Source organism: Bacillus sp. PS108 (genome assembly GCF_037963335.1).
Lineage (GTDB): Bacteria > Bacillota > Bacilli > Bacillales > Bacillaceae > Bacillus > Bacillus subtilis.
Genome location: NZ_CP150155.1, coordinates 3,611,333 through 3,632,715, shown reverse-complemented (window position 1 = coordinate 3,632,715; position 21,383 = coordinate 3,611,333). Strand labels below are relative to the sequence as shown.

Here is a 21,383-nt window from a genome sequence, read left to right as displayed (position 1 = left end):
ATTATACTATCTGCTTTTTTCAATGATATAATTTGGTGTCATTGCTAGAATCGACAAGCAGGACAATTGAGCGCGAAGAGAGGAAAACAAGTGAAATGAAAATACATAAAATTCACGATTTTCATCTAAAAGATGAATCGGATTTTGTTCAAACACAACAATCCCTTAGAAATCGTATCAACCTATCCCACACGATCCATCCCAACTCCATCAACACCTGCGCAGGCGTTGACCTGGCCTATTGGGAGCAGGATGGAGAACCGTATGGGGTGTGCTGTATTATCGTGATTGACGCTGATACAAAAGAAGTCATTGAAAAAGTGCACAGCATGGGGAGAATCATCGTGCCGTATGTTTCCGGTTTTCTTGCGTTTCGTGAGCTGCCTTTGATCATCGAGGCGGCGAAAAAGCTGGAGACGGAGCCGGATGTCTTCTTGTTTGATGGCAACGGATATCTGCATTACAATCATATGGGCGTTGCCACCCATGCGGCTTTTTTTCTGGGCAAGCCGACGATTGGGATTGCGAAAACCTATCTCAAAATCAAAGGCTATGATTTCGTGATGCCTGAAAATGAAGTCGGTGCATACACCGATATTCTCATTGACGGCGAGGTATATGGCCGGGCGCTGCGAACGCGGGGGGACGTGAAGCCTATTTTCTTGTCTTGCGGTAATTATATTGATTTAGACAGCAGCTATCAGATCACGATGAGCTTGATCAATCAAGAAAGCAGATTGCCAATCCCTGTCCGCCTGGCTGACCTTGAAACGCATGTTTTGCGAACGTTTTATCAGAAAAATCACATGTAACACTTGGGGCTCTAAGTCATCAAGTGTTTTTTTGTATGTGTGTGCTTTCCTGGTCTCAAAAACCTTGTCGTCCTTGTGGAGAGGTTTTATTTGAATGTTTTCCGTGTCAAATCGATAAAAGCCTTTAATGGCGCAGACATCCATTTGTCCTTATGCCATGCTAATTGAGTGAAAACGGGGCAATCGCTCTGCCAATTGAGTTCTTTCATCCGGCCTGCTGCAATATCATCTTTTACTGTCATTTCAGGCAAGATTCCAATCCCAAGTCCGGCCATCACGCATTGTTTGATGGCTTCTATGCTGACGAATTCCAATTTGTTAGGATAGACACCGGAGTCATGCAAATTGTTCTCAAAGAGCGTGCGGTACGAGCAGCCGTCCTCTGTCAGCAGAAGAGTTTCGTTTTGAAGATCCTTCAATGTTATTGGTAAATCCGCAGGAAAAGGATGGTCATTAGCAGCCACCATTTTGATCTCATCCTGAATCAAAGATTCAACGTGCAGTGCGTCTTCCATCCGGTTTACATCCAAGATGAAGGTGATATCAAGCTGGCCCTGTAAGAGCTGTTCTTTCGCTTGTTCATTGGAGATATATGGTTTGAATATGAGCTTTACTTGGGGAAAAGCCTGTTTAAATTCTTTTATGATAGGGGGCAGGCGGTATGTGCACTGGCTTTCTGTCGCCCCGATTTTTAAGGTTCCGGTTGTTTCTCTTACTTGATTTGCGGCCATTTTCGCTTCTTCTGTTAACGCAATGATCTTCTGTGCATAAGATTTGAACGTTTTTCCTGCTTCTGTCAAGATAAGCCGCTTGCCGAGCCGTTCAAATAAAGGCGTCCCAATTTCTTCTTCAAGTGATTTGATCTGAGAGGTAACGCTTGATTGTGCATAATTAAGCATTTTGGCGGTTAGGGTGAAGTTTACATGTTCTGCCGCCGTAATAAAGGTGATCAGCTGCTTCAATTCCACTTGTTCTCTTCCTTTCTAAATCGGTTTTAGCGATTGGATTAATCGAAATAATCATCTGTATTGATTGATGAATCCATTATAAGATGAAGAAAATCATTCGTAAACAAAGGAGCAGATGCATCATGAAAATTGCGGTTATTAACGGCGGAACTCGGTCTGGCGGAAATACGGATGTTCTTGCGGAGAAGGCTGTTCAAGGATTCGATACGGAGCACATTTATTTGCAGAAATATCGAATTCAGCCAATTGAAGATCTGCGTCACGCCCAAGGCGGCTTTCGTCCTGTTCAAGATGACTACGATTCTATCATTGAGCGGATATTGCCGTGCGATATTCTTGTATTCGTCACCCCAATTTATTGGTTTGGCATGTCAGGGACATTAAAGCTGTTTATTGATCGCTGGTCACAGACGTTGAGAGATCCGAGATTTCCTGATTTTAAACAGCATATGTCAGTGAAACAGGCATATGTAATAGCAGTGGGCGGAGACAATCCAAAAATAAAAGGGCTGCCGCTGATTCAGCAATTCGAACATATTTTTCATTTTATGGGAATTTCCTTTAAAGGCTATGTGCTGGGAGAAGGCAATCGTCCAGGCGATATTCTTCGTGATCATCAGGCGCTGTCCGCTGCGGGCCGCTTACTGAAAAGAAGCGATGCGATATGAAGTTTTTGCTGTCGGTCATTGCTGGCTTGATGATTCTTGCACTCTATTTATTTTGGAAGGTCCAGCCTCCTGTTTGGATACAAGTTGAAACCAATTCGTCCGAGTTGAAGCAATCTGTGAGAATGGCAGGAACCACGCTGCAAGTCAAGCACATCATCAAGAGTGACGCAGGAGAAGAAACAGCTGTCATATCAAACGGCATTTCTGGGCCAAAATAAAAAAGCACCTGTCCAGGTGCTTTTTTCTATAAATGAGGGATCACAAGGCCCCCATATAAAAACGCCGCGATAATCAAAAATGCCGGATGCATTTTGAATTTTGTCATGGCAAGGAGCGAAATTCCCGCAATCACGATCGATTGGATCCAGCCGATCGCTTTGATGCCGTCTGCGCTGATTTGCCAGGTAAGAATGAGCATCATGACCGCGATGACAGGCTGGACGGACAGCGTCATGCCTTTGATGACAGGTGATTGGCGGAAGCGCTGGATGATGCGCAGCAGGACGATCAATGCGAGCGCCGATGGTACGACGGTTGCGATCAGGGCAATTAGGAAGCCGGGCCACCCGCCTGCGCTGTAGCCGACATACGCAGCGATTTTCGTGGCGATCGGGCCCGGCAAAGCGTTCGCAAGTGCGAGCATATTTGAGAATTGATCGTTTGAGAGCCAGCTATATCTGTTTACAACTTCTTCAAACATTAGCGGGATAGACGCAGGTCCGCCGCCATATCCCAGTAGGTTTGCGATAAAAAACGCCATAAATAAATAGATCGATATCATGAGGCTGACATTCCTTTATCTTTTGAATGTTTATTTGTGATTTTGTCTTTCAGTTTAAAATGAAACGCCCCGTACGCTAAGAAAATGATAATGACAAGGCCGGGATTAATTTGTAAAGTTTGCAGGCCGATAAAAGCGATGATAAAAAACAGGATGCCGGTAACCCAGCCGAAACCTTTAAGCGCTTTTTGGCCAAACTCGTACGCCATGATTCCGAGCATTACCGCAATTACCGGCGTGACGGCACCGATCATACCTGCAACAATTGCTGAATGGCTTAACACATTTACAGCCGCAAACAAGCCCACCATCGCAAGACATGTAGGCAGAATGTGGGCGAGGGTCGCCACAACTGCACCTAATGTGCCTTTTAGCTTAAAGCCCAGATAAGCAGCCATTTTGGTGGCAATCGGTCCGGGAAGCGCATTAGCGATTGCTAATATTTCTCCGAATTCATCATCGTCAATCCATTTATATTTATTGACCGCTTCATGGCGGATCAGCGGAATCACGGAAGGTCCGCCGCCGAACCCTAATATGCCGGTGCGAACCATTGCGGCCGTCATATCCCGATAAGGATGGTTTTTCATTCGTTTCTCTCCTTTACAGCTTCATTCCCATACGGCTTTTGTATCGTTTGATCAGCATCTGGCAATCAACACTGACGACGCCTCGCAATGGATACAGCCGTTTTGTTAAGAATTCTTCCATTTCTTGATCGTTGGCAAAGATCCCATGCATATGCAGCTTGCTCGGGCCTGTCATGTGATAAAGGCTGGTGACCGCAGGCTCTTCCTCAAGCTTAAGAGCGACCTCTTCTAAAAATTGCGGTTCTACCTCGACATTGAAAAACACGGAAACATGAATGCCGATTTTAGCGGGATTGATGACAGCGGTGAATTTTTCAATAACACCGGCTTCAATTAATTGGTTGATACGGGCCTGGACGGCGACCCGTGACAAATCGACTCTTTTGCCAAGATCCGTATAAGAAATTCTGCCTTCTTCATGCAAAATCGTGAGAATTTGTTTATCAGTCTCATCAAGTACAAGGTTGGGGATTTGATATTCATGACTCAATTGCTCCACCTGCTTTCGTAGCCTTTTAGCAATCATTTTATCATAAAAGTTACGTATCGAAATAATAATTTTTCATTTGTTTTCGAAATGAATGCGAAAATATCTTGTTATTTGCGAAAAGAAGAAAGTTCGTCAGTTTTTCTGCCGGATCAGTAGATGTGAAAAATCAGGCTCCCTATACTGAAGAAAATTTCTTAAAAAAGGGGACTTGTGATGAACAGATCTGTCATCGGTACAAAGCAAATGGTCGTCAGTCCGCATTACCTCGCTTCTCAAGCCGGAAACCGCATACTAGACAAGGGAGGCAACGCGTTTGACGCTGCTGTTGCGGTGAGTGCTTGTCTTGCGGTTGTGTATCCGCATATGACCGGACTTGGCGGGGATTCCTTTTGGCTGACCTTTCACCAGGAAACAAAGGCAGTAAAAGTCTACAATGGCAGCGGCCGTTCAGGAAAAAACGTAACGAGAGATGTATATAAGGGAAAAAGCGCGATTCCGCTGCGGGGAATTGACAGTGCCATTACCGTGCCGGGAATGGTTGATAGCTGGGATGCGGTCCTGAAGGAGTACGGGCGTCTGTCTCTTGCAGATGTATTGGAGCCCGCACGCGATTATGCCCAAAATGGGTTTCCTGTATCAGCAGATCAGTGTCGTCACACAGAAAAGAATATTGAATTGCTGGCTACCACGCCTTACACGGCTGACATCTTCACGAGAAGGGGCAAAGCACCTGTCCCGGGAGAGCGGTTTGTGCAAAAAGAGCTTGCAGACAGTCTGAACTTGATTGCTGAAAAAGGAAGAAGCGCATTTTATGAAGGAGATCTCGCTCAGCGGATTGTCTCACATTTACAGAATAACGGCAGTTACATGACAATCGATGATTTTAAAGCGCATCGGGGTGAGTGGGCAGCGCCTGTATCAAGTGATTATCGAGGATACAGTGTGTATCAGGCGCCGCCGAATTCTCAGGGATTTACCGGTTTATTAACACTGAACATTTTGGAAAACTATGATTTCACCCAAATCGAACACGGTTCATTTGAGTATTATCACGTGCTTGTGGAGGCATTGAAAAAGAGTTTTCTAGATCGGGATGCCGTCTTGACTGATCCGGCGTTTGCAGACATTCCGCTTGAAAGGCTTTTGGACAAACGTTATGCAAAACAATTGGCAGAAGAAATCGGCTATCTCGCAGTACCGGCAGAAAGCAGGCCGGTGGGAAGTGATACGGCATATGCGGCCGTAATCGATGCGGATGGCAACGCAGTGTCATTCATTCAAAGCCTGTACTTTGAATTTGGCTCGGCAGTCACTGCCGGTGATACAGGCATATTACTGCAAAACCGCGGATCATTTTTCTCACTGGATGAAAATCATGTCAACACGCTTGAACCGAGAAAGCGCACCTTCCATACGTTGATGCCGGCTATGGTCTGTAAAGGCGGAAAGCCAAAAATTCTGTACGGCACACAAGGCGGCGAAGGCCAGCCGCAGACTCAGACGGCCATCATTACCCGAATGCTGGACTACGGAATGCATCCACAGCAGGCAATCAGCGAACCGCGCTGGGTATGGGGCAGAACGTGGGGAGAGGAATACGAAGGTCTCAGAGTCGAGGGCAGATTCACAGACAAAACAATCCAAAAACTGAAAGACAGCAGGCATCTCGTGGAGGTTGTCGGTGACTATGATCCGCTGATGGGACAAGCGGCTGCAATCAAAGTTGATGAAGAAGGCTTTCTCCAAGGCGGAGCCGATCCTCGGGGAGACGGAGCGGCTGTGGGGATTTAAATAACTATAGGGTACAAATATAAATCAAAAGCATAAACATAAGGGAGACCTCTACAATGTGGTACATATACTGTTTATACCGTATTTTTTCTTTATAAAAAATTGAGAGGCGAGACTGATGGTAATAGCGATCAGCATTAAAATCCAAAAGTTTGTCATTCCAATTCCTCCTAATCTACCTTTATACGAAGAAAAAGGAAAAACGTTTCATAAAAGAACACCCCGAGCTTACTCTGGGTGTTCTTTTTTTTGATATTTTTTCAGTTATTTACAGGCGATATTTTGTAATCATAAGGTCTTTTTGACTAGTTTCTTCTATTTAAATAGTCCTTCTCTTCAGCTGGGACGAATCAGTGTGAATTCTTCCCCCAGCTTGGCATAGTGATTTCCCGCCAATCGTGAGGCAGGCTTTAATTCATCCGTTAAAATATATCCCTTTTCTGCATCATACACCTTTTCATCTAGGTGGAAGCAGACAACTCTTCCGATGAGCAGATCTGCTGTAGTGATGCCTTGATCATTGTCAAAGGTAATATGCCGCTCTAATTTGCACTCAAAGCGAACGCGGGCTTCCTTAATGCCGGGAACTGAAACAGCTTTGCTTTCAATAGAATGAAGCGAGGTGCGTGTAAGCTCGCTTTCATCCGGCCTTAAGCTTGCAGCTGTTTCATTGATATCTTCAATGATGGCTTCATCACTGACATGAACGACAAATTCTCCGTTCTCCACTGCGTTTCGCGCTGTATCTTTTTGGCGTCCTTCCGTCCTGTTAACAGAAATACTGAGAAGCGGAGGATCTGAGCTGACGACGTTATAAAAACTGAAAGGCGCGGCATTGACCGCTCCTTCTGAAGAAAGTGTTGTCACAAATGCAATGGGGCGGGGAATAACGGTACCTGACAATAGCTTGTATGTGTCTTTGGCACTAAGCTGATCAGCTTGAAATATGTACATAGCAACAACCGCCTTTATCGTTAGGATACCTTGATTATAACGAAATGGTTTAAAGGAAACCAAATGATGCGGGTTGCATATGTTATGTCATGACATATATCTAATACAGGGCAAATAAAAAAATAGGCTTCCGTACCTCCGCCGGCAGCCTATTGAAACAATGAAAACTTAGATTATTTGTATTTCTTTTTGACTACCCAGCAATTGCCGTCTTTCCAGTATTCTTTTTTGCTGTCATAATCATCGTGTCTTTTGTAGTCGTCGCAGTGGTGGTGCGGTTTTTTGTAGTATTTCTTATGGGAACGATAAGATTTTTTGTGTGTGCGGCATGACTTTTTATAGCTGCGAGATTTTTTCTTGTGAGAACAGTATGACTTTTTGTAGCTGCGAGATTTTTTGTAAGAACGGCAAGATTTTTTATAGCTGCGAGATTTTTTGTAAGAACGGTAAGATTTTTTATAGCTGCGAGATTTTTTGTGAGAACGGTACGATTTTTTGTGGCTGCGAGATTTCTTGTGAGAGCAGTATGATTTTTTGTGGCTGCGAGATTTTTTGTGAGAACAGAATGATTTTTTGTGACTGCGAGATTTTTTGTGAGAGCAGTATGATTTTTTATGGCTGCGAGATTTTTTGTGAGTGCGGTGCGACTTTTTATGACTGCGTTTTTTTCCATGAGGCTCTTGGTATAAATAATCCTTTAAACCTTCTTTTTTTGCGGATTTCACCGCTTCTTCGATGTCAGAATGGGAATAGTGGCCCAATTTGAAATCCTCCTTTTAAAAATATGTTAAGGATGAAGATCCTTACTACCCTCATAGTACGCGCGGTTTTAAAAAGTGTATAAGTGTTCCGCTGAGATCTTATAAAAATAAAAGCCTAAAATTTGTAAGGAGGATTATGGATGAAGAATCAATCCAATTTACCGCTTTATCAGCTGTTTGTTCATCCAAAAGACTTGCGTGAATTAAAAAAGGATATATGGGACGATGATCCGGTGCCAGCTGTGATGAAGGTAAATCAAAAAAGGCTGGATATTGATATCGCTTATCGGGGATCACATATCAGAGACTTCAAAAAGAAGTCATACCATATTTCCTTTTATCAGCCGAAAACATTCCGCGGCGCGCGAGAGATTCACTTAAATGCGGAGTATAAAGATCCTTCCTTGATGAGAAACAAATTGTCTCTGGATTTTTTCTCGGAGCTAGGGACACTGTCTCCAAAGGCAGAGTTTGTGTTTGTAAAGATGAATGGGAAGAATGAAGGGGTTTATCTTGAACTTGAATCCGTAGATGAATATTATTTGGCGAAAAGGAAGCTGGCTGATGGCGCGATTTTTTATGCGGTGGATGATGATGCCAACTTTTCTCTGATGAGCGATTTAGAAAGGGAAACGAAAACATCGCTGGAGCTTGGATATGAAAAGAAAACAGGGACTGAGGAGGATGATTTTTATTTACAGGATATGATTTTTAAAATTAATACGGTCCCTAAAGCTCAGTTTAAGTCAGAAGTGACAAAGCATGTGGATGTCGACAAGTATTTGCGCTGGCTTGCCGGTATTGTATTCACCTCAAACTATGACGGGTTTGTCCACAACTACGCATTATACAGAAGCGGGGAAACCGGATTATTTGAGGTGATTCCTTGGGATTATGATGCGACTTGGGGCAGGGATATCCATGGAGAGCGGATGGCTGCCGATTATGTAAGAATTCAAGGATTTAATACACTAACCGCCCGGATATTGGATGAATCCGAGTTTCGCAAGTCCTACAGGCGCCTGTTAGAAAAAACGCTCCAATCTCTTTTTACAATAGAATATATGGAACCGAAAATCATGGCGATGTATGAGCGGATTAGGCCTTTTATCTTGATGGACCCATATAAAAAGAATGATGTTGAGCGTTTTGACCGTGAGCCGGATGTGATCTGCGAGTATATTAAAAACCGTTCACAATACCTCAAAGATCATTTAAGTATTTTATGAATGCGTGAAAATGGGTATTCGCGGAAAAAGCGACAATTAGGCTATTGAATTAGTTCAACAAATAAATGTGACACGTATATATGCAGTATGTTTATCATCTATGTATAAGTGACTAGGAGGAATTTGAATGAGCAAGAGGAGAATGAAATATCATTCAAATAATGAAATATCGTATTATAACTTTTTGCACTCAATGAAAGATAAAATTGTTACTGTATATCGTGGAGGTCCGGAATCTAAAAAAGGAAAATTAACAGCTGTAAAATCAGATTATATAGCTTTACAAGCTGAAAAAAAAATAATTTATTATCAGTTGGAGCATGTGAAAAGTATTACTGAGGATACCAATAATAGCACCACAACAATTGAGACTGAGGAAATGCTCGATGCTGATGATTTTCATAGCTTAATCGGACATTTAATAAACCAATCAGTTCAATTTAACCAAGGGGGTCCGGAATCTAAAAAAGGAAGATTGGTCTGGCTGGGAGATGATTACGCTGCGTTAAACACAAATGAGGATGGGGTAGTGTATTTTAATATCCATCACATCAAAAGTATAAGTAAACACGAGCCTGATTTGAAAATAGAAGAGCAGACGCCAGTTGGAGTTTTGGAAGCTGATGATTTAAGCGAGGTTTTTAAGAGTCTGACTCATAAATGGGTTTCAATTAATCGTGGAGGTCCGGAAGCCATTGAGGGTATCCTTGTAGATAATGCCGACGGCCATTATACTATAGTGAAAAATCAAGAGGTGCTTCGCATCTATCCTTTTCACATAAAAAGCATCAGCTTAGGTCCAAAAGGGTCGTACAAAAAAGAGGATCAAAAAAATGAACAAAACCAGGAAGACAATAATGATAAGGACAGCAATTCGTTCATTTCTTCAAAATCATATAGCTCATCAAAATCATCTAAACGATCACTAAAATCTTCAGATGATCAATCATCCAAATCTGGTCGTTCGTCACGTTCAAAAAGTTCTTCAAAATCATCTAAACGATCACTAAAATCTTCGGATTATCAATCATCCAAATCTGACCGTTCGTCACGTTCAAAAAGTTCTTCAAAATCATCTAAACGATCATTAAAATCTTCAGATTATCAATCATCAAAATCATCTAAACGATCACCAAGATCATCAGATTATCAATCATCAAGATCACCAGGTTATTCAAGTTCAATAAAAAGTTCAGGAAAACAAAAGGAAGATTATAGCTATGAAACGATTGTCAGAACGATAGACTATCACTGGAAACGTAAATTTTAATAGATAATGGAGGAGCATCAGATTAAGTGATGCCCTTTTTCAGTTAAAGGAGGAGAATCGTGAAAGGTTTGAATCAATTCCTTAACACAGATGTTGAGGTTGTCATTTCAGGAGATACAAGGTTTGTCGGCACCCTCATAGATATCGGACAGGATATTTTTGTTATTTTTGATGGCTGCAATTATCTTTATATTCCCTTGTTGCATCTTCATCAAATGAACAAGGCGAAAATAATGACCAGTACTGAGAAGCCATTTTTGATCAATCCGGAAGATCCAATGATAGAGGCAGAAACTCAAGCTTTTTCATATAGAAATACATTAAACAAGGTCAAAGGCCAGTTTATTGAAGTTTATGTAACTGGGGGTCGATCGATCCATGGGTATGTTACAAATGTTTTAAACGATTATATTGTATTTTTCTCACCCGTATTTAAAATACTTTTTATATCTATGCATCATTTAAAATGGTTTACCCCTTATTCAACTGAACAAACACCGTATACTCTTGACAACTCACAATTGCCGGTCGTGCCTTCCAAAGTTCCTCTTGTGCGTAATTTTGAGGAGCAGATCAAAAAAAATATTGGTGAATTGGTCATATTTGATATGGGAGAGGTGCCAGAAAAAGTTGGTCTATTAAAGGATGTCTCTAATAATATCATTGAGCTTATTAACGCAAGTGGAGAGCCAGTCATTTGGAAGTTAAATCATCTAAAGACAATGCATCTTCCCTAGTGTATACAAAACTGCCCTCTTAAAAGCAGAAGGCAGTTTTTCGTTTCATACTGTGCTAAAGAAATAACCAACTGATCCAAAAATATAAACATGTTAACGTAAAAAGAACAGTCAGCGGAATGATGATAATGGTCGTTTTTATATATTCGCCCCATGAAATACTTTCATCATGCTGTTTTAATATATGCATCCAAATAAGCGTTGCTAAGGTTCCCATAGGTAATAATAATGAACCGATATCACTGCCGATAATATTGGCCAAGTAGATGATTTTTGTTGCTGAAGGATTCAGGGTCATTTCAGTTAAGGTAAAAGTACTGATCATTAACGCTGGATGGTTGTTAAAGAGATTAGAAAAAACTGAAGTAGAGATACCTGATGCGAAAGTTGCATGGGCGAGGCTTCCAGAAACCACAGGTTCAAAATAATTCACAAGTAACTCTGTGAATCCAATATTATGCAGACCATAAATTAAGACATACATAGTAAAAGCGAATATAAAAATGTGCCAAGGCGATTTATATAACAAGTCTCTTGGGGAGGTTTTGAAATAAATCCATCTCCAGCTCAACAGGATAAAAGATCCGATGACAGCGACTAGAGGAACAGAAATACCGGTATATGATGCTGCAAATAGACTCATTCTGACGAGAAAAACAAATGCAAGCACAAACAACATGATTTTTGTTTGATTTCGTTCTGGTAAAGGAGCTGATGGCGAATGAAGAGGATGGTACCTTCTATGCCGCAGAGACTGAAAATGGCCCGGTATATCTGGCAGGTTCTTGGGAAGACGTTTATAAAAGAACATAAACAGTAGACAAGTCATAAAAATGAGTCCCATCATACTAGGGACAAACATCATGGCGGTGTGAAGATATAGATCCATTCCAATGATTTTGAGAGAAATTAAATTAACAATATTACTTACGCCAATCGGTGCGCTAGAGGCTGTGGCTATTAAAACACCGCTTAATAAATATGGGGCTTTTTGATGTTTTTTTAAACCTAAATATTTTAGTACAAGCAAAAGGATTGGAGTTGTGATCAAAATGCTCCCATCATTATTCAGGAAAATGGTCATGAGAAAGCAGAGCAAATTGGTTAGCCAAAAAAGCTTGATGCCTGAACCCTTGGATTGTTGGAGCAGTTTTGCAGCCACCCAATAAAAGAAACCAAAGCTTTCTAGTGCAATGGCCATAATCATAGTGGCAAGGATTGTAACCGATGCACCCGTGACTTTTGTTCCGATTTCCCCTAAGTCTGCCAATGACACACTTCCGCACAATAAAACCATTAAAGCGCCAAATGTGGCGGGGATAGCTTCATTTAGTCCTTTTGGTCTCCAGAAAATAAAAATCATTGTTACGAAAAAAGCGAGCAATGTGAATATGCCGGTGAACTCAATAATTTACTTCACCTCTCTATCTTTCATTTTTAAAATCAAACTAATGTCCTGCGCTTACTGATGTCCTTGCCAACTATTTGTACTGTATGTATACGTATACTGATATAAAGTTGTACTAAGCGATTATATTAAATTAATAAAAATTCCATAAGAATCCCAAAAGAAAAAAGAGATTGCAAGTATCGTTCATGTACCTGCATCACTCTCTTTAGTTCTTGTCTGCTGACAATTTGAAATATGAATAAAATGCTTTATAAGCGGATTATGATTGTCTTTGCGGTAAGCGATAACCCATTCTGCATTAAGCTGTATTTGGTCCATTTTTCGATAAGTAACATCCAAATTAAATAATTTTTTGGCTGAGGAAGGAACAAATGTCATACCAATTCCGGCACTGACTAAACCAATCACCATTTGATATTCTGTGGCTTCCTGGACAATGTTGGGTCTGAAGCCCGCTTGTTCACAGAACTGAATAAAATCCATGTATAGAGTAGGCCATGCTTCTTTAGCAACAGTAATAATTGGTTCATCTCTTAAATCCTCAATCGTAATTGATTCCTTAGAAGTCAATGGGTGTTGCTTAGGCAAAGCTAAAACACAAGGGCTGCTTTGGGCGGTTTCGATATGTAAAGCTGTATGCTGTAAGGGAGGATGAAGTATACCAATATCAATGTTGCCCTTTAGTAGCTCCTCCTGCTGCCTAGACGAGGATATTTCACGCAGTTCTATTTTCACAGATGGGAATTTTTTACGATATTCCCGGACAATCGGCGGCAGAAATTCATATGTAGCTGATCCGACAAAACCGATTACGAGAAGGCCTTGCTCGCCGCGGGCCGTCCGCTGTGCCAGTTCAATTCCTTGTCCGATTTGCATCAATGCCATGCGGCAATGATTTAAAAAGATTTCTCCTGCTGCGGTAAGCTCGACAAATCGTTTTGTCCTTTTCAGAAGCGTAACTCCGACTTCTTCCTCCAGCTGTTTGATCTGCTGGCTGAGAGGAGGCTGCGTCATGTTCAGCCGCCGGGCAGCCTTTCCGAAATGAAGCTCTTCGGCTACTGCGATAAAGTATTGAAGATGGCGAAGCTCCATTCAATATGCATTCCTTTCCATAGGTTAATAATTCGTATTACATATTAATCATAAGGCGAATCGATATTGGAGGTCAATTTCCAAAGAGTGTATAGTGAAACTTATCACAAGATATTTAAAATTTTACGTTTAAAATGCATAATAAGGAGTGAGGGTGTTGACAAAAGCAACAAAAGAACAAAAATCCCTTGTAAAAAACAGAGGGGCGGAGCTTGTTGTTGATTGCTTAGTGGAGCAAGGTGTCACACATGTATTTGGCATTCCAGGTGCAAAAATTGATGCGGTATTTGACGCTTTACAAGATAAAGGACCTGAAATTATCGTTGCCCGGCACGAACAAAACGCAGCATTCATGGCCCAAGCAGTCGGCCGTTTAACTGGAAAACCGGGAGTCGTGTTAGTCACATCAGGACCGGGTGCCTCTAACTTGGCAACAGGCCTGCTGACAGCGAACACTGAAGGAGACCCTGTCGTTGCGCTTGCTGGAAACGTGATCCGTGCAGATCGTTTAAAACGGACACATCAATCTTTGGATAATGCGGCGCTATTCCAGCCGATTACAAAATACAGTGTAGAAGTTCAAGATGTAAAAAATATACCGGAAGCTGTTACAAATGCATTTAGGATAGCGTCAGCAGGGCAGGCTGGGGCCGCTTTTGTGAGCTTTCCGCAAGATGTTGTGAATGAAGTCACAAATACGAAAAACGTGCGTGCTGTTGCAGCGCCAAAACTCGGTCCTGCAGCAGATGATGCAATCAGTGCGGCCATAGCAAAAATCCAAACAGCAAAACTTCCTGTCGTTTTGGTCGGCATGAAAGGCGGAAGACCGGAAGCAATTAAAGCGGTTCGCAAGCTTTTGAAAAAGGTTCAGCTTCCATTTGTTGAAACATATCAAGCTGCCGGTACCCTTTCTAGAGATTTAGAGGATCAGTATTTTGGCCGTATCGGTTTGTTCCGCAACCAGCCTGGCGATTTACTGCTAGAGCAGGCAGATGTTGTTCTGACGATCGGCTATGACCCGATTGAATATGATCCGAAATTCTGGAATGTCAATGGAGACCGGACAATTATCCATTTAGACGAGATTATCGCTGACATTGATCATGCTTACCAGCCTGATCTTGAATTGATCGGTGACATTCCGTCCACGATCAATCATATCGAACACGATGCTGTGAAAGTAGAATTTGCAGAGCGTGAGCAGAAAATCCTTTCTGATTTAAAACAATATATGCATGAAGGTGAGCAGGTGCCTGCAGATTGGAAATCAGACAGAGCGCACCCTCTTGAAATCGTTAAAGAGTTGCGTAATGCAGTCGATGATCATGTTACAGTAACTTGCGATATCGGTTCGCACGCCATTTGGATGTCACGTTATTTCCGCAGCTACGAGCCGTTAACATTAATGATCAGTAACGGTATGCAAACACTCGGCGTTGCGCTTCCTTGGGCAATCGGCGCTTCATTGGTGAAACCGGGAGAAAAAGTGGTTTCTGTCTCTGGTGACGGCGGTTTCTTATTCTCAGCAATGGAATTAGAGACAGCGGTACGACTAAAAGCACCAATTGTACACATTGTATGGAACGACAGCACATATGACATGGTTGCATTCCAGCAATTGAAAAAATATAACCGTACATCTGCGGTCGATTTCGGAAATATCGATATCGTGAAATATGCGGAAAGCTTCGGAGCAACTGGCTTGCGCGTAGAATCACCAGACCAGCTGGCAGATGTTCTGCGTCAAGGCATGAACGCTGAAGGTCCTGTCATCATCGATGTCCCGGTTGACTACAGTGATAACATTAATTTAGCAAGTGACAAGCTTCCGAAAGAATTCGGGGAACTCATGAAAACGAAAGCTCTCTAGCACTCTGCGCATCACGACACTGTTTTATGAACAGCACTAAATAAAAGGAGTGAAGGGAAATATGAAACGAGAAAGCAACATTCAAGTGCTCAGCCGTGGTCAAAAAGATCAGCCTGTGAGCCAGATTTATCAAGTATCAACAATGACTTCTCTATTAGACGGAGTATATGACGGAGATTTTGAACTGTCAGAGATTCCGAAATATGGAGACTTCGGTATCGGAACCTTTAACAAGCTTGACGGAGAGCTGATTGGGTTTGACGGCGAATTTTACCGTCTTCGCTCAGACGGAACCGCGACACCGGTCCAAAAAGGAGACCGTTCACCGTTCTGTTCATTTACGTTCTTTACACCGGACATGACGCACAAAATTGATGCGAAAATGACACGCGAAGACTTTGAAAAAGAGATCAACAGCATGCTGCCAAGCAGAAACTTATTTTATGCAATTCGTATTGACGGATTGTTTAAAAAGGTGCAGACAAGAACGGTAGAACTTCAAGAAAAACCTTACGTGCCAATGGTTGAAGCGGTCAAAACACAGCCGATTTTCAACTTCGACAACGTGAGAGGAACAATCGTAGGTTTCTTGACACCAGCTTATGCAAACGGAATCGCCGTTTCTGGCTATCACCTGCACTTCATTGACGAAGGACGCAATTCAGGCGGACACGTTTTTGACTATGTGCTTGAGGATTGCACGGTTACGATTTCTCAAAAAATGAACATGAATCTCAGACTTCCGAACACAGCGGATTTCTTTAATGCGAATCTGGATAACCCTGATTTTGCGAAAGATATCGAAACAACTGAAGGAAGCCCTGAATAAAAGAAAAAAAGAAAGCCCCTTTTACAGGGCTTTCTTTTTATTTGGCTCTTTTCCTGATTTTAGATAAAATAACATCAAAACAGTAAAGGTGTGGTCTGATGAAAATATTGGTTTTGGCAGTTCATCCTCATATGGAGACCTCAGTTGTCAATAAGGCGTGGGCTGAGGAATTGAGTAAACACGACAATATCACAGTACGTGATCTTTATAAGGAATACCCGGATGAAGAAATAGATGTTGCGAAGGAACAGCAGCTGTGCGAGGAATACGATCGGATTGTCTTTCAATTCCCGCTATATTGGTACAGCTCTCCGCCGCTCTTGAAAAAATGGCAGGATCTTGTGCTGACTTACGGCTGGGCTTTTGGTTCAGAAGGAAATGCCTTGCATGGCAAGGAGCTGATGCTGGCTGTATCAACAGGGAGCGAAGCGGAAAAATATCAAGCGGGCGGAGCAAATCATTACTCGATTAGTGAGCTATTGAAACCATTTCAGGCCACGAGTAATCTGATCGGCATGAAGTATCTGCCTCCATATGTGTTCTATGGCGTGAATTATGCAGCTGCAGGGGATATTTCTCACAGTGCAAAACGGTTAGCCGAATACATCCAGCAGCCTTTTGTTTAAAAGAAAGCCCTGTCGAACATACGGCAGGGCTGTATTTGTTTAAAAATCCGGCAGCTCAGACAGGTTATTTTCCTTGATGCCGTCCGGTTCACTTCGCAAAATGTCACGCCCGTATTTATGGAAGACATCAACATGAGCGAGTTTTCCTGATTTTGCTTCTGACAGCGCAGTAGGATAGTCGAGCTCTCTTCCTGTATTGGTTTTCACTGCGATAATATTGTCTTCCTCATTTCTTCTAACCGCAATAATTTCTTCTTTTCCAGATGGAACATTTTCTTGATCGACAGTTGTTTGCCGGGCTTTATACGATTCATATGCTGCTTCAAATTGATCCATATTTACACCTCCGCTTTTTAGCGTGAACAAAAATGTTGATGATCATGTAAGGTTTCGACACAGCATACGACAATATTTCCTGAGAAATATCTTGGGAATGTGACAAATCAATTCATAATAAAAGGGATTCCGCATTTATGCGGAATCCCTCTCAGTTATTTTGTCATGTGTAAATCCTTTGTTTTCATATAACCTGTCGCACCGCCGTAATCAACGAATACCCAATCAAAATCAAAACCGCCTTTATTCGTTTTACTCCAGCCTAAAAAAGAAACGCTTGTGTCTGCTGGAAGAGTCTTAATGCTCTTTCCATCAGCGGATGTATATACTTTTGTTTTTGTTTTGGTTTTTACCGTTGTCGCTGCTTTTACAATGTAATGAGTGGAGACAAATCCTATTTTTCCGTTTTTATACTGAACCTTTGCCCAGTCAGCATTTGAGAAGGAAATCAGCTTTAGGCTATCTCCTAAGTGCAGCGTATCGGCTTTTTGGCTTGATGCGGAAGGCTTCGTTCTGACATTTAGAGCCTCTGCTGATACCAAATAAGAGTCAATCGGATAACTGTATAAATCATCAATGCTTACCGTTGTTTCTGGCTGTTGAGCATGGATCGTTCCAGCGCCTCCAGCCGCCGCCGCAGTCATTCCAGCCGCAAGTGCTAATGTTGAAAAAAGTTTTGTTGGTTTGTTCATGCCGTTCCTCTCCTCACGTAAGAGAAATAATTCATTCTATATCTCTATTCACGTTATCGCAGGTTCCTAAACATCAGACAATTATTTTTGTGTTTCTAGTTTGAGAGGCGCGGATATTGTTTTTTGCACTTTTTTCCCGTGCAAAATATCATCTGCTGCTTCTGTAGCCAATTTACCGATTAATTCAGGCTGCTGAGCGACGGTGGCTGACAGCTTTCCGTTTTTAATGGAAGCGAGCGCATCTTTATTGCCGTCAAAACCGATCACCAATATGTCTTTCCCCGAGCTGTTAATTGCCTCGAGAGCACCGAGCGCCATTTCATCGTTGTGAGCAAAAACAGCTTGGATATCAGGATGTCCCTGCAGCAGGTTTTCCATGACAGTCAGGCCTTTCGTGCGGTCAAAGTCAGCTGATTGTTTTGTGACAACTTGGAGTTTTTGGTCTGCGATGTTATGGAATCCTGAGCCGCGTTCCCGTGTGGCAGATGCGCCGGGGACGCCTTCAAGCTCTGCCACCTTTGCTCCTTTTCCAAGTTTGTCGGCAATAAACGTCGCGGCCATTTCACCGCCTTTTACATTATCGGAAGCAACGAGGGTTTCAACTTTTCCTTGTTCGGCAGATCGATCGATTGTTATGACGGGCACACCGACTGCGTTTGCAGATTCTACTGCCGTTGAGATCGCCGAAGAATCAGTCGGGTTGATTAATAATGCATCAACACCTTGCTGAATTAAATCTTCCACGTCACTTGTCTGTTTCGATGAATCATTTTGTGCATCAACAATGATGACTTTCATTCCCCGTTTTTTAGCTTCTTTTTCGATACCCTTTTTTAATGAGACAAAAAAAGGATTATTAAGCGTTGAGACGGACAAGCCAATGGTGAATTCCTTTTTGTTCCCCGAGTTTGACGGCTTTGCCCATTGGGGAGGCTCAAGCGAACAGGCGGTTAACAAAAATAATGATAACGTTAAAATGACGGATACAGCCTTTTTCATGTGAAAACCCTCCTAAGCTGACTTCTTGCGGTCTAATAATACCGCAATTAAGATAACAATCCCTTTGACAACCAGCTGATAAAATGATGAAACGCCAAGCAGATTAAGCCCGTTATTAAGTGTGCCGATGATCAGCACCCCGATTAACGTGCCGACAATGCGTCCTCGGCCGCCGGAAAGACTTGTCCCTCCTAAGACGACTGCCGCGATAGCATCAAGTTCGTACGATTCTCCCGCAGTCGGCTGGGCCGAATGCAGGCGGGAAGTCAATATGGCACCTGCAAGAGCGGATAAAAGCCCGGCTAAAGAATAGATCATCACTTTCACGCGCGTCACTTTGATGCCTGAAATGAGCGCGGCTTTTTCGTTGCCGCCGATAGCGTACGTTCGGCGTCCGAATGGTGTTTTATGAAGAAGCACCCAAAGGATGACAAAGGCAAGAACCATCGTAATTGCCGGTACAGGAATGCCTAAAAAGTAACCGCGTCCGAACATCTGAAAAGCGTAGTTTGTGCCAAGTCCGGTAATCGGATTTCCATCTGTATACACTAGCGTCAGTCCGCGAAACACAGTCATGGTCGCAAGCGTGGCGATAAAGGGTGCCATTTTTCCTTTAGTAATCAATAATCCGTTGATCATGCCTAGTACGGCACCAATGATACAGCCAAGGATGATCGCGAGAACCGGATCGACACCGGACACAATCATCCCCGCAACTAAAGCACTGGACAGGGCAAGAATAGCGCCGACAGAAAGATCAATGCCGCCTGTCAAAATGACAAAGGTCATCCCGAACGCGATTAATCCGTTAATGGCGACCTGGCGAAGCAGGTTTAAAATATTCAGCGGTTCAAGAAAGCTGGGATTTAAAATAGATACAATGATAACGAGAATAAATAAACCAAGAAACGGGCCGAGTTTTTGCATGACTCCGTCGAAGTGAATCCGTTTTTGTTCTGTTTGCAGTTGTTCCGTTTTCATATTACCGCCCTCCCGTGGCAAGTGTCATAATTCGTTCTTGTGTTGCTTCTCGCGCATGGATTTCTCCGCTGATTCTGCCTTCATGGACAACGATAATCCGATCGCTCATTCCCAGAATTTCAGGCAGCTCTGATGACACCATGATGATAGCGACGCCGCGTTCGGTCAGCTCATTCATCAGCGTATAAATCTCTCGTTTGGCGCCAACATCCACACCTCTTGTTGGCTCATCCAAGATAAGCACTTTCGGTCCGATGCCGATCCACTTGGCTATCACCACTTTTTGCTGGTTTCCTCCTGATAAATGGCGTGCGTGCGTTTCCGGTGATGCTGTTTTGATAGTGAGGCGTTTGATTAACAGATCGACAAATTCAGCCTCCCGCTTATGATCAATGAGGCCCTTTGGTGAGAAGCTGGACAGATTGGGCAGGGCAATATTTTCGCGGATCGAGGTGTCGAGCAGAAGCCCTTCATCCTTGCGATTCTCTGTAATAAAGCCGAGACCTTTTTTCACGGCTTCCTGCGGGTTCTTAATAGCCGTTTTTTTCCCAGCGATCCATATCTCACCCGTGTCCAGCCTGTCAACACCGAACAGCGCTCTCATCATTTCTGTCCGGCCGGCTCCCATTAATCCTGAAACACCGACGATTTCACCGGAACGAACATAAAAGCTGACATCTTCAAAACTCCCTTTTACGGAGGCATTTTTCACCTCGAATACTTTATCACCGAGAGAAGGAGTGCGTTTTGGATATCGTTCAGTCAGCTCCCGTCCGACCATTTTTTTGACGACTTCATCAAAATCAGTTTCTGAGATGTTTGTTGTATCTACCGTTTTTCCGTCACGCATGATGGTAATTCTGTCGCAAATCGCAAAAATTTCTTCCATGCGATGCGAAATATAGACAATGGAGACGCCGTTCTTTTTTAACGCTGTAATGACCTCGAAGAGCTTGCTGATTTCACGTTCAGTCAACGCTGCGGTCGGTTCATCCATAATGATGACCTCGGCATTTGTCATAAGCGCTTTTGCGATTTCGATCATTTGCTGCTGTCCGACGGAACATTCGCCGGCTTCTTGATCAAGAGAAAGAGAGACGGAGAGTTTGTCAAATTGCTCTTTTGCTAGCGCTTTCATTTTTCTTGTTTGTAAAACGCCCAGCTTGGAGGATATCTCCTTACCGATAAATAGATTCTCCAGAACAGTCATTTCCGGCCAGATATTCAATTCCTGATGGATAAAGGCTATCCCATGCTGTTCCGCTTCTTTTGGATTGGAAAAATACGTTTCGTTTCCATTTATGCTGATTTGACCTTGATCCGATTTGTGCAGGCCTGTCAGAATGTTCATAAGCGTGGACTTGCCGGCGCCGTTTTCTCCCATTAACGCGTGAACCTCGCCAGGTAAGAGCTGAAAGGAAACACCTGACAGCACCTGGTTTTTTCCAAATGCTTTATGAATGTCTTTCATTTTAATCTGCATGTTTCATCCTCCT

The 21,383-nt window shown here is 42.8% G+C and carries 23 protein-coding genes and 1 pseudogene; 10 read left to right on the top strand and 14 right to left on the bottom strand.

All coding sequences use genetic code 11. The features are described from left to right. Positions 1–95 precede the first annotated feature (95 nt). Positions 96–812, top strand: a complete 717-nt coding sequence (locus NSQ16_RS18815; protein ID WP_230488600.1) for an endonuclease V — start codon at positions 96–98, stop codon at positions 810–812. A gap of 86 nt (positions 813–898) precedes the next feature. Here NSQ16_RS18815 and NSQ16_RS18810 read toward each other — a convergent pair whose 3' ends face one another. After that, entirely contained in the window at positions 899–1,780 is an 882-nt protein-coding gene (locus NSQ16_RS18810; protein WP_086344401.1) for a LysR family transcriptional regulator, read from the bottom strand. A gap of 122 nt (positions 1,781–1,902) precedes the next feature. Between NSQ16_RS18810 and NSQ16_RS18805 the strand changes: the two genes are divergently transcribed. Next, the gene (locus NSQ16_RS18805) at positions 1,903–2,448 is read left to right on the top strand and encodes a flavodoxin family protein (RefSeq protein ID WP_230488601.1); all 546 of its coding nucleotides are present in this window, start codon (positions 1,903–1,905) and stop codon (positions 2,446–2,448) included. Next, on the top strand, positions 2,445–2,666 hold the full coding sequence (locus NSQ16_RS18800) for a hypothetical protein (RefSeq protein ID WP_015251062.1): 222 nt from the start codon (positions 2,445–2,447) through the stop codon (positions 2,664–2,666). Before NSQ16_RS18805 ends, NSQ16_RS18800 begins: the two co-directional genes overlap by 4 nt. Before the next feature lie 26 nt (positions 2,667–2,692). Here the strand turns inward: NSQ16_RS18800 and chrA are convergent, their stop codons facing one another. From chrA to chrS, 3 genes are read right to left on the bottom strand one after another with little or no spacing between them, the layout of a single operon-like run. Continuing rightward, a complete protein-coding gene (gene chrA / locus NSQ16_RS18795) occupies positions 2,693–3,229 on the bottom strand; it encodes a chromate resistance efflux protein ChrA (protein ID WP_029726023.1) in 537 nt (178 codons plus the stop codon). Further along, positions 3,226–3,819, bottom strand: coding sequence for a chromate efflux transporter subunit ChrB (gene chrB, locus NSQ16_RS18790; RefSeq protein WP_015251064.1), 594 nt, complete (start codon positions 3,817–3,819; stop codon positions 3,226–3,228). Before chrB ends, chrA begins: the two co-directional genes overlap by 4 nt. A gap of 13 nt (positions 3,820–3,832) precedes the next feature. Next, entirely contained in the window at positions 3,833–4,309 is a 477-nt protein-coding gene (chrS, locus tag NSQ16_RS18785; protein ID WP_014478181.1) for a chromate efflux transcriptional regulator ChrS, read from the bottom strand. Between the two features lie 213 nt (positions 4,310–4,522). On the opposite strand from chrS, the gene ggt reads away from it, so the two are divergent. Beyond that, a complete protein-coding gene (ggt, locus tag NSQ16_RS18780) occupies positions 4,523–6,100 on the top strand; it encodes a gamma-glutamyltransferase (RefSeq protein WP_230488602.1) in 1,578 nt (525 codons plus the stop codon). 4 nt (positions 6,101–6,104) lie between these two features. On the opposite strand, the pseudogene NSQ16_RS18775 reads toward ggt, so the two are convergent. The 3 genes and pseudogenes from NSQ16_RS18775 to cotG all read right to left on the bottom strand — a co-directional run bounded on the left by NSQ16_RS18775 (position 6,105) and on the right by cotG (position 7,815). Then, a pseudogene (locus NSQ16_RS18775) lies at positions 6,105–6,259 on the bottom strand (hypothetical protein). Between the two features lie 177 nt (positions 6,260–6,436). Further along, positions 6,437–7,054, bottom strand: coding sequence for a flavin reductase family protein (locus tag NSQ16_RS18770; RefSeq protein ID WP_160221866.1), 618 nt, complete (start codon positions 7,052–7,054; stop codon positions 6,437–6,439). A gap of 173 nt (positions 7,055–7,227) precedes the next feature. Further along, the gene (gene cotG / locus NSQ16_RS18765) at positions 7,228–7,815 is read right to left on the bottom strand and encodes a spore coat protein CotG (protein ID WP_010886627.1); all 588 of its coding nucleotides are present in this window, start codon (positions 7,813–7,815) and stop codon (positions 7,228–7,230) included. A gap of 140 nt (positions 7,816–7,955) precedes the next feature. Here cotG and cotH point away from each other — a divergent pair, with 140 nt between their 5' ends. The 3 genes from cotH to NSQ16_RS18750 all read left to right on the top strand — a co-directional run bounded on the left by cotH (position 7,956) and on the right by NSQ16_RS18750 (position 11,051). Continuing rightward, positions 7,956–9,044, top strand: a complete 1,089-nt coding sequence (gene cotH, locus NSQ16_RS18760) for a spore coat protein CotH (protein WP_015714831.1) — start codon at positions 7,956–7,958, stop codon at positions 9,042–9,044. Positions 9,045–9,171: 127 nt separating this feature from the next. Then, complete coding sequence (cotB, locus tag NSQ16_RS18755) at positions 9,172–10,314, top strand: spore coat protein CotB (protein WP_160221865.1); 1,143 nt, start codon at positions 9,172–9,174, stop codon at positions 10,312–10,314. A gap of 59 nt (positions 10,315–10,373) precedes the next feature. Next, complete coding sequence (locus NSQ16_RS18750; RefSeq protein ID WP_003227857.1) at positions 10,374–11,051, top strand: DUF2642 domain-containing protein; 678 nt, start codon at positions 10,374–10,376, stop codon at positions 11,049–11,051. 55 nt (positions 11,052–11,106) lie between these two features. On the opposite strand, the gene NSQ16_RS18745 is transcribed toward NSQ16_RS18750, so the two are convergent. Together NSQ16_RS18745 and alsR are read right to left on the bottom strand one after the other, a co-directional pair. Further along, a complete protein-coding gene (locus NSQ16_RS18745) occupies positions 11,107–12,435 on the bottom strand; it encodes an arsenic transporter (RefSeq protein ID WP_080529885.1) in 1,329 nt (442 codons plus the stop codon). A 210-nt stretch (positions 12,436–12,645) separates the two neighbouring features. Further along, complete coding sequence (alsR, locus tag NSQ16_RS18740; protein WP_003227859.1) at positions 12,646–13,554, bottom strand: acetoin biosynthesis transcriptional regulator AlsR; 909 nt, start codon at positions 13,552–13,554, stop codon at positions 12,646–12,648. A gap of 157 nt (positions 13,555–13,711) precedes the next feature. Here alsR and alsS point away from each other — a divergent pair, with 157 nt between their 5' ends. From alsS to NSQ16_RS18725, 3 genes are all read left to right on the top strand, one after another. After that, positions 13,712–15,424, top strand: a complete 1,713-nt coding sequence (gene alsS / locus NSQ16_RS18735; protein WP_014478171.1) for an acetolactate synthase AlsS — start codon at positions 13,712–13,714, stop codon at positions 15,422–15,424. Positions 15,425–15,485: 61 nt separating this feature from the next. Further along, positions 15,486–16,253 carry an acetolactate decarboxylase gene (gene budA / locus NSQ16_RS18730; RefSeq protein WP_024572687.1) on the top strand — a complete coding sequence of 256 codons (768 nt, stop codon included), beginning with the start codon at positions 15,486–15,488 and terminating at the stop codon, positions 16,251–16,253. A 98-nt stretch (positions 16,254–16,351) separates the two neighbouring features. After that, a complete protein-coding gene (locus NSQ16_RS18725; RefSeq protein ID WP_017696598.1) occupies positions 16,352–16,879 on the top strand; it encodes an NAD(P)H-dependent oxidoreductase in 528 nt (175 codons plus the stop codon). A gap of 39 nt (positions 16,880–16,918) precedes the next feature. Here NSQ16_RS18725 and NSQ16_RS18720 read toward each other — a convergent pair whose 3' ends face one another. From NSQ16_RS18720 to rbsA, 5 genes are all read right to left on the bottom strand, one after another. After that, a complete protein-coding gene (locus NSQ16_RS18720; protein WP_003227867.1) occupies positions 16,919–17,215 on the bottom strand; it encodes a DUF3892 domain-containing protein in 297 nt (98 codons plus the stop codon). Positions 17,216–17,370: 155 nt separating this feature from the next. Further along, positions 17,371–17,907, bottom strand: a complete 537-nt coding sequence (locus NSQ16_RS18715; RefSeq protein ID WP_021480756.1) for an SH3 domain-containing protein — start codon at positions 17,905–17,907, stop codon at positions 17,371–17,373. Between the two features lie 81 nt (positions 17,908–17,988). Continuing rightward, on the bottom strand, positions 17,989–18,906 hold the full coding sequence (rbsB, locus tag NSQ16_RS18710) for a ribose ABC transporter substrate-binding protein RbsB (RefSeq protein WP_160221864.1): 918 nt from the start codon (positions 18,904–18,906) through the stop codon (positions 17,989–17,991). A gap of 12 nt (positions 18,907–18,918) precedes the next feature. Continuing rightward, entirely contained in the window at positions 18,919–19,887 is a 969-nt protein-coding gene (gene rbsC, locus NSQ16_RS18705) for a ribose ABC transporter permease RbsC (protein ID WP_003227873.1), read from the bottom strand. Position 19,888: 1 nt separating this feature from the next. Then, on the bottom strand, positions 19,889–21,370 hold the full coding sequence (gene rbsA / locus NSQ16_RS18700; RefSeq protein ID WP_339232388.1) for a ribose ABC transporter ATP-binding protein RbsA: 1,482 nt from the start codon (positions 21,368–21,370) through the stop codon (positions 19,889–19,891). Positions 21,371–21,383: the final 13 nt, after the last annotated feature.